Below are 15,110 nucleotides of genomic sequence, written 5' to 3' on the forward strand. Positions count from 1 at the left end.
TCGAGAACGGCAGGCAAATGACACCTCGTCACATCTTCACTTGGTCCCCGGCCGCCATCGTCTTCGACTGTGACGGAACCCTCGTGGATACCGAACGGCACTGGCAGGACGCGCGTAGCCGGGTCTTCGGAGAGTTCGGGCTGAAGCCCCGCCCCGGCTTCGCCGAGCGGGCCAAGGGCGTGCACTACACCGAGTGCGGCAGCCTCATGGCCAGAGAGGCCGGGAAGCCGCAACTCGCCGACGACATGACGCATGCGCTTCTGAGACACTTCACGGCGCTCGTTGCCGAAGACCCCGTGACCATGCCCGGTGCGGCGGCACTGGTCCGCCTCGCCTCCCGCCACATCCCGCTCGCGGTCGCCAGCAACTGCCCTTTGGACGTGGTCGAGTCCACCCTCGCCCGAGTCGGCCTCCTCGGCCACTTCGCCCATGTCGTCGTCGCGGGTGATGGACTGCTGCCGAAACCTCATCCGGACGTCTACGCCACCGCGGTCCGCCTGTGCAGCGTGCGGCCGGAGGACGCGATGGCTGTGGAAGACTCGATCACCGGCGTCGAGTCGGCTCGGAGAGCAGGCATGCGCGTGCTCGGCGTGGGACCTCGACCGGCCGAAGAGGGGGCTGACCAGGCCGACCTGTGGCTGCGCACTCTGGCCGATCCGGAACTCCAGGCATGGGCCCATGCCTGGGCGGATGAGACCGCCTGAGGCTTGTCCCGTACTGACATCGAGGTTGACGCGCCCCTTCCCACCGGCCACCACAGCGGAGCTGTCGGTCTACCGCCGGCGTCGCGACTCAGGAGCAGGTCACCAACGTCCTGCCCTCCTGCACCTGGCACTTCAGTCGGACTTGCTCACTTGCGCTGGTCAACGACTTGGGTGTGGAGAATGCAGTGGGCTGGAGCGGGGGTGGGGCGGTCTCTGTCGGGCCGTCCCGCGAACAGGAGGCCACGCTGCTCGTACCGGACTGCGTGGCAGTCGCCGCCGGGCTCGACCAGGGCGTCGGCGGACGGTGATTCGCGGCACGCTTCCGGTGCGCAGGGCGACTCATGTGCAGGGTTGCCTGGAGGGCAACGGAGCCTCCAGGCAACCGAGTTAACCCTCTAGAAGAATCCAAGCTTCTTCGGGCTGTATGAACAAAGAATGTTCTTCGTCTGCTGATAGTGCTCCAGCATCATCTTGTGGTTCTCGCGGCCGATCCCGGACTGCTTGTAGCCACCGAAGGCCGCGTGTGCCGGGTAGGCGTGGTAGCAGTTCGTCCAGACCCGGCCGGCCTGGATGGCGCGGCCCGCCCGGTACGCGGTGTTCATGTCGCGAGTCCATACACCGGCCCCGAGGCCGTACAGCGTGTCGTTCGCGGTCCCGATCGCGTCGTCGAAGTCGGAGAAGGACGTGACCGCCACGACCGGGCCGAAGATCTCCTCCTGGAAGACCCGCATCCGGTTGTCGCCCTCGAAGATGGTGGGCTGGATGTAGAAGCCGCCCGCGAGCTCCCCGTCGTATTCGATCCGCTCACCGCCCGTGAGGACCTTCGCGCCCTCCTGCCGGCCGATGTCCAGATACGAGAGGATCTTCTTCATCTGCTCGTCGGAGGCCTGTGCGCCGATCATCGTGTCCGTGTCCAGCGGGTGCCCGGGCACGATCCGTTCGGTGCGGGCGATGCCCGCTTCCAGGAATTCGCCGTACACCCCGCGCTGGATGAGGGCTCGCGACGGACAGGTGCAGACCTCGCCCTGGTTGAGAGCGAACATGGTGAAGCCTTCGAGGGCCTTGTCGCGGAAGTCGTCGTCCGAGTTCCACACGTCGTCGAAGAAGATGTTGGGCGACTTGCCGCCGAGTTCCAGGGTCACCGGCCGGAGGTTCTCGGAGGCGTACTGCATGATCAGCCGCCCCGTCGAGGTCTCACCGGTGAAGGCGACCTTCGCGACCCGCGGGCTGGAGGCGAGCGGCTTGCCGGCCTCCGTTCCGAAGCCGTTCACGATATTGACGACGCCGGGCGGCAGCAGGTCGGCGACCAGCTTCAGCCATACGTGGATGGAGGCCGGGGTCTGTTCGGCCGGCTTCAGGACCACCGCGTTGCCGGCCGCGAGCGCCGGAGCCAGCTTCCACGTGGCCATCAGGATCGGGAAGTTCCACGGGATGATCTGCGCGACGACGCCGAGCGGCTCATGGAAGTGGTATGCGACCGTGTCGTCGTCGATCTCGCTCAGCGAGCCCTCCTGTGCGCGCAACGCACCGGCGAAGTAGCGGAAGTGGTCGATGGCGAGTGGGATGTCGGCGGCCAGGGTCTCGCGCACCGGCTTGCCGTTGTCCCAGCTCTCGGCGACCGCGAGCTCCTCCAGATGGGCCTCCATCCGGTCGGCGATCCTGTTGAGCAACCCCGCGCGGTCGCCGGCCGCCGTGGCTCCCCAGGCGGGCGCCGCGGCGTGTGCCGCGTCCAGGGCCAGTTCGACGTCCTCGGCCGTGCCGCGGGCGATCTCGGTGAATGAGCGGCCGTCGACGGGGCTGGGGTTCTCGAAGTACTGACCACGGACGGGCGGTACGTAGGCGCCGCCGATCCAGTGGTCGTAGCGGGACTCGTACGAGACGATGGCGCCCTCGGCACCCGGCGCGGCGTAACGGGTCATCTCTGTGGCCTCCCGGTCCGGTACCGCCCGCCATCGGGCGGCCCTCGGCGCGAGGGTAGGCAGCGGTACGTTGCAACCCCGTTGCACAGGGTGCGCGGGGCATCGGCTACCGCTGCTCGGCGTCCAGCGCCCGGACCCTGGCGAGGAGAGCCGGGCGCTGGACGGCCGGAACGGCCGCGGCGAGCGCTTCCCACACCGGGAGGTCGTCCTCGCCCCACGGGCTGTAGGCCCAGTCGGCCAGCAGTCCCGGGTCACCTCGTGCGATGAGCGCCGCCCTCAACTGCTCGTCGAGCCGGCGCCGCAGCCGGACGACGGAAGGCGCCCGCGAGCCCGGCAGCAGCGGGCCCGCGTACGCCGCGAGCGCCGCGGTCACCGCCCCCGACGCCAGCCGGCGCGCCACCGTGTCGAAGTCCGCGTCGACCGGGGCCGAGAGCCGGTACGGGCGGGAGAGGAGGAGCTCCGGACCGAGCAGCCCCCGCAGCCTGGAGAGTTCGGCCCGCAGCGTCACCGGGTTGACCGACTCGTCCTCGTACAGCTCGACGAGCAGTTCGTCGCCGCCGAGGCCCTCGGGGCGGCGGGCCAGCGTCGCCAGGATCTCGCTGTGCCGTCTGCCGAGCCGGATCCTGCGGCCTCCCGTCACCAGCAGCGCCTCGTCCCGGCCGAGTGCGCTGAGGCGCACGTTCCCGGCGCCCGGTGCGGGGGCGAGCAGTGCGAGGTGCGACTCGGCGGCGCGGGCCACCGCCTGTACGAACGCCAGGCTGTGCGGGTGCGCGAGCCGGTTCCCGCCGGTGATGTCCACGGCACCCAGCACCCGTCCGGTGTGTGGGTCGTGCAGCGGTGCCGCCGCGCAGGTCCACTGCTGGACCGGCCGCAGGAAGTGCTCGGCGGCGAAGACCTGCACCGGACGGTCCACGGCGATGGCGGTACCCGGCGCGTTCGTCCCGGCCGCCGACTCGGACCAGCGGGCGCCCTCCACGAAATTCATCCGGCCGGCGGCCCGCCGGGTCACCGCAGGTCCTTCGACCCACAGCAGTCTGCCGTGCTCGTCGCACACGGCCAGGAGATGCTCCCCGTCCGTCGCGTAGGCGCCCATCAGTTCACGGATCACCGGCATGGCCCGGGCCAGCGGATGACCGTCCCGATACGGTCCGAGGTCGTCCGGGCCCAGTTCGACCAGGGCCGCACCGTCCGGGCTGACCCTGGCCCGCGCCGAACGCCGCCACGACTCACCGACGACCGGACGCACCGGCCGTTCCAGCCGCCCTGCCGAGGTGAACACTTCGTGTGCGCGGCGCAGCTGACCGATCCGCGCACCCGGGTCCGTATCGGCTGCCAGCGCCACCCAGGGATCCGTCAACTCACCCTCCCGTCCAGGGGCTTCCCGTACGCCCATCGTCGTCGCAGCCGGCCGCTGCGACAACCGCGGTGAAGCGAGCGATCGGCCCGGGTGGCGAAGGCAGGTCAGCCCGCCGAGTACAGATTGACGAGCCGGATGTACCGCACCCAGTCCCAGTTCGGGCCGGGATCGGTGTGGTCGGTGCCGGGGACCTGGGCGTGGGCGAGGATGTGCGCGCGGTCCTTGGGGATGTTGTAGCGGTCGCACACCGATGCTGTCAGCAGCGCGGACTTCTCGTACATGGCGTTGGTGAAGTACGAGGGTTCGTCCACCCAGCCCTCGTGCTCGATCCCGATGCTGCGCGTGTTGTAGTCCCAGTTGCCCGCATGCCAGGCGATGTTCTTCTCCCGGACGCACTGGGCGACATAGCCGTCGACCGAGCGCACCAGATAGTGCGCGGAGACCTGCTTCGCCGGATTCTGGAAGATCCCGATCGTGTCCGGGTACGTCTCCTGTGTCACATGGATGATGACGTACTGGACCGGATAGGCCGAAGGCCGGCTCGACACCGTGTAGTTGGAGGTGGAGGCGGGCGTCCAGTGGGCGAGCGGATAGTCCGTGTCGCCCGCGGTCGTGTCGGCCATGGCGCGGGTGGAGGCCGGGATCAGGGCGGCGGCCGCCGTCGCGGCGGCGCCCTGGAGGATCCTTCTGCGGTGCATGAACACTCCTGTGTGTGGGGGGAGAGAAGGACGGGGTGTGAGGGGGTGTGAGGAAGGACGGGGACGAGTGGGTGATCAGGGGCTGGCCAGCAGGGCCGCGGTCTCCCGCAGATGGCGGTGGAGCCCGCGGTGAGGGTCGCCCGCCGGCAGCCATTCCTTGCGGATCTTCGCCACGCAGGTGTAATTGGTGTCGCACACATTGGCCAGCGGGGCCTCACCGGCCTGGCTGACCAGCTGGTAGGCGTCGAGTTCCGACAGGCCGTAGTCGCGCGCGAGCCACTGGACCAGGTCCAACTGGGAGATCCGGAAGGCGTCTTCGAGCGGGCGGGCGGAGCCGGTCGACATCAGGTTGGTGTCGGACTCGATGCGCGGCCACGGCGTCGTGACACCCTTCAGCAGCTCGACGAGCACCACCGTGTTCATCGCGCACTCCACGGCGACCCCGCAGGTCTCGCCCTCGCCCTGACGGGCATGGCCGTCGCCCAGGCTGAGCAGCGCCCCCTCGACGTTGACGCCCAGGTAGCAGGTGACGCCCGCCCGCATCTCGGGCGTGTCCATGTTCCCGCCGTGCGCGTCCGGGACCAGCGCGGACCGTACCTCCAGGTTGGCCGGGGCCACCCCGACCGTGCCGTGCATCGGGTCCATCGGCAGTTCCACCTGGATGTCGCTGTCCCGGGCGCTGAACAGACAGGTGCGGCGCGCCCGGTCCAGCTGCCACATCCACACCGCCTCGGGCAGCGGCGCCTGCAAGGACGCGGTGGTGTGGGTGGAGGTGAGCGCCCCGAAGAGCGGCACGGTCGTCGAAGCCGCCCAGTCCCGGGCCGGTTCGACGGAGACGAAGTGCACCGCGACGGTGTCGCCGGGCTCCGCGCCCACCACATGGAAGGGTCCGGTCTGCGGGTTCAGGAAGGGGAACTCGCAGACCTCGGAGACCAGGTCCTTCTCGGAGCGGACGCGCCCGGCGAAGCAGTCCTCCGTGTACACGTCGAGGAACGTCCCCGGCTCGATGCGGGCGACCGGAGCCGCTCCACCGAAGGTCCAGGCGTACCCGCCCTGCTTGGGACAGACGGTCAGGATGCGGGGGTCGTTCATGGCTGTACTGCTCCTGTCTCTGCTGCCGTCCCGGCTTCTGCGGCCGGCGCCGGGGTGTCGTCGAGATGGATCCGTCCGGTCTGGGCCACCCGCTCCGGATGTCTGCGCAGCAGCACCACGAGGACAACGATCCCGATCAGCATCCAGACACCGACGACCGGACCGGCGTACGAGACGGGCGCGCTGAGTTCGGAGACGAAGTCGAACGCCGGGATCCCGGCGGCCGTAAGCAGGGCGGGGACGAACGCCGCGATGCCCAGCACCGGGAACAGCAGGTGGAGCACGGGGTTGAAGGCGTCGCGACGTCGTCGAAGGAAGTACCCGGCGCAGGACAGATTCACGATGATGTACACACCGATGATCACCGTGACGATCACGGTGGCCAGCAGCGTGAACGCGGTCACCGGGTCAAACCCGAGACCCAGTCCGAGCGCCGCGCCGACCGCGATCACGAACTGCACGGCCACGCCGAAGACGGGGGAGCGGAACCGAGGATGGAGCCTCGCGAACGCCTGCGGGAACACGCCGATACGGCCGAGGGCGAACGCCGTCCGGGTCGACACGTTGGCACACGCGTTGGCGTTGGCCACGGTCGAGTTGACCACGGCGAGGAAGAGCAGCACCCAGAGCAGCCCGAACGAGGCGCGGGCCACCCCTTCCCAGGAGGCCGCCCCCGATCCACCGAATCCGGCGAACCTGTCGGGCCCGAAGTACACCGACATCGCATACGTGGTCAGGACGTACACCAGGCCGATGGAGAGCGCCGCACCGAGCACCGCACGCCGCATCGTGCGCCGGGGGTTGCGGGTCTCCTCGGCGAGCGGGGCCGCAGCCTCGAAGCCGGCGAAGGCGAGCACGGTGTAGACCGTCCCGGCGAAGATCCCGCTGACGCCGCCGTATCCGTCGGCGGTGTGCGAAGTGCCGAACACCGAAAGGGTGTTGTCCGCACCGGCCTGCCCGATGAGCAGCACGGCGAAGGCGACGAAGACGAGCACCTCGAAGATGCCGAGCACGGTGCCGAACCGGGCGGAGGCCCGTACACCGAAGTACCCGGCGAGCGCGATGATCACCGCGCCCAGCAGCGACCAAGGCCACCACAGGTCCGCCGGGTAGGAGGACCACTCCTGGTGCAGCGTCCCCGCGGTCGTGAAGCCGAGCTGGAGCAGCAACAGCGCGGGGACCAGCGCTTCGACGAAGACATAGCCCCAGCCGACGAGGAACCCGATGGCCGGGTGCAGCCCCTGCGCGGAGTAGGTGGCGACGGAACCGGCGGCCGGTAGCCGGCGGGCCAGTTCGGCGACGCACGAGGCGGTGAACAGGCAGGCGACCAGGGCCACCAGCACGGACAGCGGCAGACTGCCGCCCGCGAAGGCGGCCCCGGCCGGAATCGACGCGGCGATGGCCGCGGCGGGTGCCATCGCCGTGACGCTCTGGAACAGGACCTCGCGCAGCCCGATGGCGTCGCGCAGGAGTCCGCTGTCCGATTCCCCCGACATCCCGCGGCTCCCTTGGTGTCCGATGACCGGAAGGTGCTGTCCGATGTGCGGCCGAGTGTCTCGCGCGCCCTACCGTACGGGCGCCGCGCGGGTGGCGAAAGACGGCGGGACGGAAATGGTCTGTGCGGACCGGGGAGAGCGCCGGAATGTAGGTCGATGTCGGTACGGGCGCGGCCACCTGGGATCAGTGGCCGCGCCGGAGGCGGGGAGCGTGCGGAGTGAAGTCTGTTACGGAGACGAGGTATTGATGAACCCGCTCCTCGGCGGGCAGGTGTTGCGCAGGGATGGGCTGCGGCGGAAGCGCCTGTCCGCGGGTCAGTCGTGCAGCGGGCGGGCGAGCTTCAGCTCAGTCACCGACGTCTCGATGCCGCTGTCGACCAGCCGGCCGTTCGCGTCGAACGCCTCGGCACCGTCGGTCATCCCGAAGTCGTTGTCGTTGATGAGTACGAGCGTGTCCCGGCCCGTCACCGCAACGCCTTCGATCTTCCCGGGCACGCCCGCGACCTTGCCCAGGTCGACGACCAGGCTCTTGCGGAGCACCGGCACGCCCGATGCCGAGGGGTCGGTGAGTTCCTCGTACGAGGGAGACGTCGTCGGTTCGTCCCAGGCAGACCCCAGGATTCCGGAGCCGCGCGGGAGCGTCACCCGGTGCAGCCGGGCCGCCTTGTCCGTGCGCTCCTCGACCAGCAGTTCGTGCCGGCCGAGCGCGACGACCGAGGAGATCTTGAGCTCGGAGGTGTCGTCCTCGCCCGGATCCACGACATCCACCGCGTCGAACCGGTAGGCGTACTCCGCGGTGACCGCGCGCTTCTTCGTCGAGAAGCGCAGCAGCCGCACATTGCGCGAAGCCTCGCCCGCTTCCTGGTCGGGCAGCGAGAGCGGGCTCTGCACAGCGAGCACCAGATCGCCGCCCGGGAGGAGGGCCAGCCCCTCGAAACCTCGGTTGGTCTTGCGGTGAAGAAGTACGCCGGGCAGCGCCTCCACCACTGGATAGTCGGCGCCCGTCAGCCCGAGACCCTCCGGCACGTAGCGGGCGAGCACCCGGCCGCGCGCGGAGACATGCACCAGGGAGGGGCCGTACTCGTCGACGAGCCAGAAGCTGCCGTCGGCGGCACGGACGATGCCTTCGGTGTCCAGACCGTTCGGGTCGTACCCGAGCGACGTCTTCGCGTCGTAGGTGTACGGGGCCTCGTCACGGCCCGGCTGGTTCGGCAGACCTGTGACCGCGGCTCCGGACCGGGTGGTGATCGGGATGGCCTGGAGGACCTCGACGCGCTTCCCGCTGACCCGCACCTTGACGATCGCCGGGTCGAAACCGGGAACCGGGAAGGTGCGACGCTTCTTCCCGTCGACCTTGATCTGCCCGTTGGGCCCGCGGTCGGTGACGGTCCAGAACTCGCCCCGGCGGCCCGCCGGACAGATGTCGCTGCCGATGCCGCCGAGCCGAACCCCGCGGTCGTTCGTGACCGTCCCCGGCAGCAGCCCGTTGCTGAAGCCGGCGAGCGGAACGTCGCCGAGCACCGCGGTCCCGGTGACCCGCGCCGTGCGTTCCGGACGCTGGTACCGGTCCTGCGCGCCGGTTGCCGTTCCCGACGCGATCACCGTACCGAGCAGGGCGAGCGGCAGGCCGACGGCAAGGGAACTACGGACAACGCGGGCGGACATGGGGCCTCCTGATGCATGAACAGCTCTGACGGCCGTCAGGTTCCGCTCTCGCTCTCAACGCGCGGTGACGTCCAGGTGAACGCACGGGCAGAATGCGGCGACGGGCGGGGACGGGGACGGAGCCGAAACTCGGTCGCCCCCGCCCCGCCGCCCGTCGCCGACCGGCCTCGCCGGCCGTACGAGCGGGGCTCAGTCCTCCGAGGCGCCCGAGCAGGCCAGCGCGGCCGCCGGGTCGTCGTCCGCCGGACCGGCCGGGACCCAACGCCCGCCCTCCCTCCGGTACGGCCACCAGCGTCCGTCGCGTCCGTACCGGAGCTGCGTGCCACCGTCCACCGCGGTCCACCGATTCCCTGTCGACCGCAGCCGGGGCCGCTCGCCCTCCTCCCACGCCTGGGCGAGCCGGGCCCGCGCCCTGGCCAGGTGCTCCGGATCGGGCGTCCACTCCTCTTCGAGCACGGTCAGCGCCGCCACCCCGCCGTACCGCCAGGCCCGCACCGCCGCGTCGAGCTCCGCTCCTTGCCGCCCCGAACCGGCCGCCAGCCGCTTCATGATCCAGGGCTCGGGCCTCGCCTCCGCGGCCAGTCGCACGGCATCCTGATGCGCGGTCAGCCCGGTCGGCAGCGGCTGCTGCCCATGACCGGGCGAGAGCGCGTCGGCCAGCATCCGGTGGGCGCGTGCCGCACCGTCCGTCGCCAGCACCTCCAGTGCCGCCGGATCGATACCGGCCTGCGCTTCGGACTCCGTGTCCAGGGACGGCGCCGATCCTGGCTCTGCGGGCAGCGGCGGGGGATCGGGCAACGGGGGCAGGATGTCCCGGGCGGCGAACGCCTCGTCCGCCCGTACACCATGCCCGTCGGCCTGCGCCGCCGCCGCGGCCTGCGTCCCGTCGGCCGGACCGGACGCCACGTGCCCCTCGGCTCGGGCCGCTATCCGGACCTGGAGCTCGTTCAGCAGCCGCCGCTCACCGCGCCCCCGCATCAGCAGCAGAACGAACGGGTCCTGATCCAGCAGCCGCGCCACCTGGTAGCACAGCGCAGCCGTGTGCGGACAGTGGTCCCACGCGTCACAGGTGCACTCCGGGTCCAGATCGCCGATCCCGGGCAGCAGCTCCACCCCGGCCGCCGCCGCGTCCTCCACCAGGTGCGGCGGCATCTCCCGGTCCAGCAGCGCCGCGATGTGCCCGGCCCGCTCGACGGCCATCGCGAGGAACCGCTCCCAGTCCGCCTCGCTCAGCTCCTGGAGCAGCACATCGCTGCGGTACGTGGACGAGTCCCCGTCGCGAACCACCGCGGTGATCCGGCCGGGCCGCACGGAGACCGCACCGACCCGGCCCTCGCGGGCGAACCTGCGCCCCTTCTTCAGCTGCTGGCCGTCCAGCGCGGTGTCCTCCAGGGCCTTCAGCCACGCCTGGCCCCACCAGGACCGGGCGAAGCCACGGCCGTGAGCGGGCGGCAGCGCGGCGAAGGTTCGTTCCTGACCCGGAGCGGCGTCACCCCGGCCGGCGCTCCCGTACCCGCCGCCGTCGTAGCGGTCGTCGTCGTGTCCGTCGCTCATCGTGTGCCCCCTCGCAGCTCCACCAGATCGGCCAGTTCCGCATCGGTCAGTTCGGTCAGCGCCGCCTCGCCGGAGCCGAGCACCGCGTCCGCGAGCCCCTGCTTGCGGGCCAGCATGCCGGCGATCCGGTCCTCGATGGTGCCCTCGGCGATCAGTCGGTGCACCTGCACCGGCTGGGTCTGACCGATCCGGTACGCGCGGTCGGTGGCCTGAGCCTCGACCGCCGGGTTCCACCAGCGGTCGAAGTGCACGACATGACCGGCCCGGGTGAGGTTGAGACCCGTACCGGCCGCCTTCAACGACAGCAGGAAGACCGGGGCTTCGCCCGCCTGGAAGCGGTTGACCATCGCCTCGCGCTCCGCGACGGGCGTCCCGCCGTGCAGGAACTGCGTACGCACCCCGCGTGCCGCCAGGTGCTGTTCGAGCAGCCGGGCCATCTGCACGTACTGGGTGAACACCAGCACGCTCGCCTCCTCCGCCAGGATCGTGTCGAGCAGTTCGTCCAGCAGCTCGATCTTTCCCGAACGGTCCGCGATCCGGGGCTCGTTCTCCTTCAGGTACTGCGCCGGGTGGTTGCAGATCTGCTTCAGCGCCGTCAGCAGTTTGACGACGAGACCGCGTCGGGCGAAGCCGTCGGCGCCGGAGATCGCTTCCAGCGTCTCGCGCACCACCGCTTCGTACAGCCCGGTCTGTTCCGCCGTCAGAGACACCGTGCGGTCCGTCTCGGTCTTCGGCGGCAGCTCCGGTGCGATACCCGGATCGGATTTGCGCCGTCGCAGCAGGAACGGGCGCACCAGCGCCGCGAGCCGCTCGGCAGCCGCCGGATCACCGCCTTCGGCGGTCCGCGCGTAGCGGGTACGGAAGGTGCCGAGCCGTCCCAGCAGACCCGGCGTCGTCCAGTCGAGGATCGCCCACAGCTCGGAGAGGTTGTTCTCCACCGGAGTGCCGGTGAGCGCCACCCTGGCCTGTCCGCCGATCGTCCGCAGTTGCTTGGCCGTCGCCGAGTACGGGTTCTTCACGTGCTGTGCCTCGTCGGCGACCACCAGACCCCACCGGGTCCCGGCGAGCTTCGCCGCGTCGAGCCGCATGGTGCCGTACGTGGTGAGCACGAACTCGCCGTCCGCCAGTTCGGCGAGGCTGCGCGTTCCGCCGTGGAAGCGGCGTACCGGCGTGCCCGGCGCGAACTTCTCGATCTCCCGCTGCCAGTTCCCCATGAGGGAAGTCGGACAGACCACCAGCGTCGGCCCGGCGGCCGATTCGATGCTCTGGCGGTGCAGATGCAGCGCGATCAGCGTGATGGTCTTGCCGAGACCCATGTCGTCGGCGAGACAGCCGCCGAGACCGAGCGAGGTCATGGTGTGCAGCCAGTTCAGACCGCGCAGCTGATAGTCGCGCAATGTGGCGTCGAGGGCCTCGGGCGGGCCGACCGGCTGCGGCTCGCGCTGCTGCCCGGCCGCCTCCGGGTCGGCCAGCCGACGGCGCAACCGCTCGAGCCAGCCGGTGGCCCGGACCTCGATCCGCTGCCCGTCGACCTCGGTGGAACCGGTCAGGACCGCGCCCAGCGCATCGATCGGTGTGATCTTGCGGTCCCGGGTCTCACGGGCCAGCCTGGCCTCCTCGGGGTCGATCAGCACCCACTGGTCCCGCAGCCGCACCACCGGCCGATTGGCCTCGGCCAGGCGGTCCAGCTCGGCGCGGCTGAGCTTCTGGTCACCCAGCGCGAACCACCAGTCGAACGCCAGCAGAGCGTCGGCCGACAGGAGCGGGGGTGTTTCGGAGCCAGTACGCGCGACGCTCTCGCGCCCTTCGTCGTTCTCCTCGCCGTCGGGTGGTCCGATCACCGCGCGGGCGGTGAGTTTGCGGGCCAGTTCCTTGGGCCAGTGCACCTGGACCCCGGTCGCGGCCAGTGCCCGTCCGGCGGGGCCGAGGAGTTCGGCGAGTTCGTCGTCGTCCGGCTCGACGGAGTCGGGCACCGCGGCGGACAGCAGCGGAGACAACGGCGGCCAGGCAAGGGCCGCCCGGCGCAGCGCCGGCAGGACATCCATCCGGGCACGTGGTCCGAAAGCCGCCGCGGTGCCCGCGCCGCCCGCCCAGACCTCGGCCGCGTCGGCGACCAGCGTCGGATCGCTGACACTGTGGATCTGCAGGACAGTCCGGAAGGAGGGCCCGGCGGACAGCTCGCCGTCCTCCGGAGCGGTGAGCCCGGACGCCTCCACCCGGAGCGAGAGCCGGACGCCCGCGTCGTGCCCGGCCGCGACATCGGTCGCCCAGGCCCGATGGCCGGGCAGCTGCTGCGGTTCATCGACGGTGAAGGCCGGGCCGCCGCCTGCGACCGGTGCGGCGGGGGTGCGGGGCAGAACGTCCGCCACCGCGTCGAGGAACGCGCGCAGCAACCGCTCGGGCTCGGGCAGCAGTACGGGCTCCGCGGCCCCGTCGAGCGGCACCGCGTGGGCGAGGGGCGGCATCGAGGCGGCGAGGGTGCGTATCCGTGACTGGTCCTCCGCGGTCAGCGGACCGGCCCGCCAGGCATCGTGATCCGTGATGCTGAGCCCCGGCAGCAGCAGGCCCCGGGCGGCGAGTTGGAGAGCGAGGAGGGTGGCCGCACCCCAGAACGCGGCCGCGTCGCAGGCATGCGCCGAGGCCCGCGCACGAGTCAGCACGGGCAGTGCGTCACGGACCGGAAGCAACCGTGCCGGTACGGCGTACACCCGCGAGTCGGCACCGACGACGGCCATTTCCTCCACGGATCCGGGCCCGTCGGGCGGGCTGCTGCCGTCGGGGTACCAGAAGGCGACGCGGCCGGTACGGGAGGGATCTCCGGGCAGGAAGACCACGGAGCAGGCGGAGAGTGCGGAGATCTCGGGGAGCGTTGCCGCAGGGAGTCTTTGCACAGTGATGCCGAATTCCTCAAATTTGACTAGTTGGGGTCGGGTCGCCGAGGGTACCCCACCGATGTCATGGATCGTGAGCGGATTCTTCGTGATCCAGGACACACGTCGATCCGTCAGGATGCGGGGTTGCCGGGTCATGCGTCGGTCAGGGGGCGTGGTGCACCCCTGGGTGTGGTCAGCACCCCCATCGGGGGAGGGGGTATACCCCCCTCAAACCCCGGGTGGTGGCGCCATGGTTGCCGCATACTGGGCCGCCATACGTTTCTACAGTTCAGTGTAGATTTCCAGAGACCGGAGACGTCATGCCCCAGGCCACAGCCACCGCAGCGGAGGGCACCTGTGACGGTGCGAAAAGCGCGGGAGGTGCAGCCGGAGCCGCAGCCGGAGCGCGAGTCGGAACCGGAACCGGAACCGCTCCGGCTCAGGGAAGCGACTTCGCACCCCTGCTGCGGGCCGTGAAAGGGCAGGGCCTCCTGGAGCGGCGAACCGGGTGGTACGCCGCAGGCATCGTCGTCAATCTGGTCGCCCTGAGTGCCGTGATCACCGGCATGGTCCTCCTCGGCGACACCTGGTGGACCCTGCTCCTCGCGCTGCCGCTGGCGATCTTCTGGTCGCGCACCGCGTTCGTCGGGCACGATGCCGGGCACGCCCAGATAACCGGCGGCCGCGGCGCGGGCCGGGCCATCGGCCTCGTGCACGCCAACCTGCTGCTCGGCATGAACGAGGCGTGGTGGAACGACAAGCACGTACGCCACCACGCCAATCCCAACCACATCGACAAGGACCCGGACGTCGGCGTCGGCGCCCTGGTCTGGACCCAGAAGCAAGCGGCCCAGCGTGAGGGCTTCGCCCGCTGGCTCACCCGGAACCAGGCCCGGCTCTTCTTCCCGATGCTGCTTCTGGAAGGCATCGCGCTGAAGATCTCCGGATTCCAGTTCCTGCGACAGCAGCCCGCCCGGGAACGGGCCCTCTCGGCACTGCTCCTGGTCGCCCACCTGGGCCTCTACGCAACGCTGCTGCTCACCGTGTTGTCCCCGGGCAAGGCCATCGTCTTCGCTCTCGCCCACCACGCGCTGTTCGGGCTCCACCTGGGCATGGCCTTCGCGCCGAACCACAAGGGAATGGAGATGCCGGACCCCGACGGCGAACGCTGGGGGCACCTCCAGCGCCAGGTCCTCACCTCGCGCAACGTACGCGGCGGCATCCTCACCGACTGGTTCCTCGGCGGGCTCAACTACCAGATCGAGCACCACCTGTTCCCGAGCATGCCCCGGCCGCACCTGCGCCTGGCGCAGCCCATGGTGCGCGCCCACTGCGAATCACTGGGCATGCCGTACGCGGAGACCGGACTGATCGAGTCCTATCGGCAGGCCCTGCACCACATGCACGAGGTCGGCGAGCCCCTGAGGTGAGTTCTTGAGCTGCTGGAACCGATGGGCTCGGACATGCGTTCTCACAGCAGGAGCGGCTCCGGGCCGCGAAGGAGGCATGGACAATGTCGAACAGCGCGAAGATCGCCATCGGGGGAGTGGTCGTAGCGGTCATCCTGATGCCGTTCATCGGTTTCTGGCTGTCGTTGCTTGTCCTGGTCGGAGTTCCGGCCGTTGCGTATCTGCTGCTGGACCCCGGTCAGCGACGCAGGCTCCGCAGGATCACCCGCAAGGAAATAGGCCGCTGACGCGACAGGGCACCGAGGGGTCCGACTTTCGGTGCCCCTGCCGACTCCGCAGGGCG

Annotated in this window: 12 protein-coding genes; 4 read left to right on the top strand and 8 right to left on the bottom strand. The window is 70.5% G+C overall.

Annotation, left to right across the window (positions count from 1 at the left end):
- Positions 1–17 precede the first annotated feature (17 nt).
- Both ACIRJP_RS22425 and ACIRJP_RS22430 read left to right on the top strand, forming a co-directional pair.
- The gene (locus ACIRJP_RS22425; protein ID WP_404176857.1) at positions 18–704 is read left to right on the top strand and encodes an HAD family hydrolase; all 687 of its coding nucleotides are present in this window, start codon (positions 18–20) and stop codon (positions 702–704) included.
- A 173-nt stretch (positions 705–877) separates the two neighbouring features.
- On the top strand, positions 878–1,012 hold the full coding sequence (locus ACIRJP_RS22430) for a hypothetical protein (RefSeq protein ID WP_404176859.1): 135 nt from the start codon (positions 878–880) through the stop codon (positions 1,010–1,012).
- 87 nt (positions 1,013–1,099) lie between these two features.
- Here ACIRJP_RS22430 and ACIRJP_RS22435 read toward each other — a convergent pair whose 3' ends face one another.
- From ACIRJP_RS22435 to ACIRJP_RS22470, 8 genes are all read right to left on the bottom strand, one after another.
- Positions 1,100–2,623, bottom strand: a complete 1,524-nt coding sequence (locus ACIRJP_RS22435; protein WP_404176862.1) for an aldehyde dehydrogenase family protein — start codon at positions 2,621–2,623, stop codon at positions 1,100–1,102.
- Between the two features lie 106 nt (positions 2,624–2,729).
- Positions 2,730–3,980 carry a GAF domain-containing protein gene (locus ACIRJP_RS22440; protein ID WP_404176865.1) on the bottom strand — a complete coding sequence of 417 codons (1,251 nt, stop codon included), beginning with the start codon at positions 3,978–3,980 and terminating at the stop codon, positions 2,730–2,732.
- Between the two features lie 104 nt (positions 3,981–4,084).
- Positions 4,085–4,678, bottom strand: coding sequence for an N-acetylmuramoyl-L-alanine amidase (locus ACIRJP_RS22445; RefSeq protein WP_404176868.1), 594 nt, complete (start codon positions 4,676–4,678; stop codon positions 4,085–4,087).
- A 75-nt stretch (positions 4,679–4,753) separates the two neighbouring features.
- Positions 4,754–5,770 (bottom strand): acetamidase/formamidase family protein, encoded by a 1,017-nt coding sequence (locus ACIRJP_RS22450; protein ID WP_404176871.1) that lies wholly within the window; start codon positions 5,768–5,770, stop codon positions 4,754–4,756.
- Positions 5,767–7,266, bottom strand: a complete 1,500-nt coding sequence (locus ACIRJP_RS22455) for an APC family permease (protein ID WP_404176874.1) — start codon at positions 7,264–7,266, stop codon at positions 5,767–5,769. Before ACIRJP_RS22455 ends, ACIRJP_RS22450 begins: the two co-directional genes overlap by 4 nt.
- Before the next feature lie 315 nt (positions 7,267–7,581).
- A complete protein-coding gene (locus ACIRJP_RS22460; protein WP_404176877.1) occupies positions 7,582–8,931 on the bottom strand; it encodes an esterase-like activity of phytase family protein in 1,350 nt (449 codons plus the stop codon).
- 189 nt (positions 8,932–9,120) lie between these two features.
- Entirely contained in the window at positions 9,121–10,485 is a 1,365-nt protein-coding gene (locus ACIRJP_RS22465; protein WP_404176880.1) for an SWF or SNF family helicase, read from the bottom strand.
- A complete protein-coding gene (locus ACIRJP_RS22470; RefSeq protein ID WP_404176883.1) occupies positions 10,482–13,376 on the bottom strand; it encodes a DEAD/DEAH box helicase in 2,895 nt (964 codons plus the stop codon). Before ACIRJP_RS22470 ends, ACIRJP_RS22465 begins: the two co-directional genes overlap by 4 nt.
- Positions 13,377–13,678: 302 nt before the next feature.
- Between ACIRJP_RS22470 and ACIRJP_RS22475 the strand changes: the two genes are divergently transcribed.
- Positions 13,679–14,788 carry a fatty acid desaturase family protein gene (locus tag ACIRJP_RS22475; RefSeq protein WP_404176885.1) on the top strand — a complete coding sequence of 370 codons (1,110 nt, stop codon included), beginning with the start codon at positions 13,679–13,681 and terminating at the stop codon, positions 14,786–14,788.
- An 83-nt stretch (positions 14,789–14,871) separates the two neighbouring features.
- On the top strand, positions 14,872–15,054 hold the full coding sequence (locus ACIRJP_RS22480) for a hypothetical protein (protein ID WP_351261712.1): 183 nt from the start codon (positions 14,872–14,874) through the stop codon (positions 15,052–15,054).
- Positions 15,055–15,110 lie beyond the last annotated feature (56 nt).

Origin of the sequence: Streptomyces sp. NPDC102437 (assembly GCF_044765565.1) — a bacterium.
Lineage (GTDB): Bacteria > Actinomycetota > Actinomycetes > Streptomycetales > Streptomycetaceae > Streptomyces.

Excerpts from the sequence above, each read along its gene's own strand:
- ACIRJP_RS22435 (WP_404176862.1), bottom strand. The coding sequence starts at position 2,623 with ATGACCCGTTACGCCGCGCCGGGTGCCGAGGGCGCCATCGTCTCGTAC.
- ACIRJP_RS22475 (WP_404176885.1), top strand. The coding sequence starts at position 13,679 with ATGCCCCAGGCCACAGCCACCGCAGCGGAGGGCACCTGTGACGGTGCG.
- ACIRJP_RS22465 (WP_404176880.1), bottom strand. The coding sequence starts at position 10,485 with ATGAGCGACGGACACGACGACGACCGCTACGACGGCGGCGGGTACGGG.
- ACIRJP_RS22450 (WP_404176871.1), bottom strand. The coding sequence starts at position 5,770 with ATGAACGACCCCCGCATCCTGACCGTCTGTCCCAAGCAGGGCGGGTAC.
- ACIRJP_RS22445 (WP_404176868.1), bottom strand. The coding sequence starts at position 4,678 with ATGCACCGCAGAAGGATCCTCCAGGGCGCCGCCGCGACGGCGGCCGCC.
- ACIRJP_RS22460 (WP_404176877.1), bottom strand. The coding sequence starts at position 8,931 with ATGTCCGCCCGCGTTGTCCGTAGTTCCCTTGCCGTCGGCCTGCCGCTC.
- ACIRJP_RS22455 (WP_404176874.1), bottom strand. The coding sequence starts at position 7,266 with ATGTCGGGGGAATCGGACAGCGGACTCCTGCGCGACGCCATCGGGCTG.
- ACIRJP_RS22425 (WP_404176857.1), top strand. The coding sequence starts at position 18 with ATGACACCTCGTCACATCTTCACTTGGTCCCCGGCCGCCATCGTCTTC.
- ACIRJP_RS22480 (WP_351261712.1), top strand. The coding sequence starts at position 14,872 with ATGTCGAACAGCGCGAAGATCGCCATCGGGGGAGTGGTCGTAGCGGTC.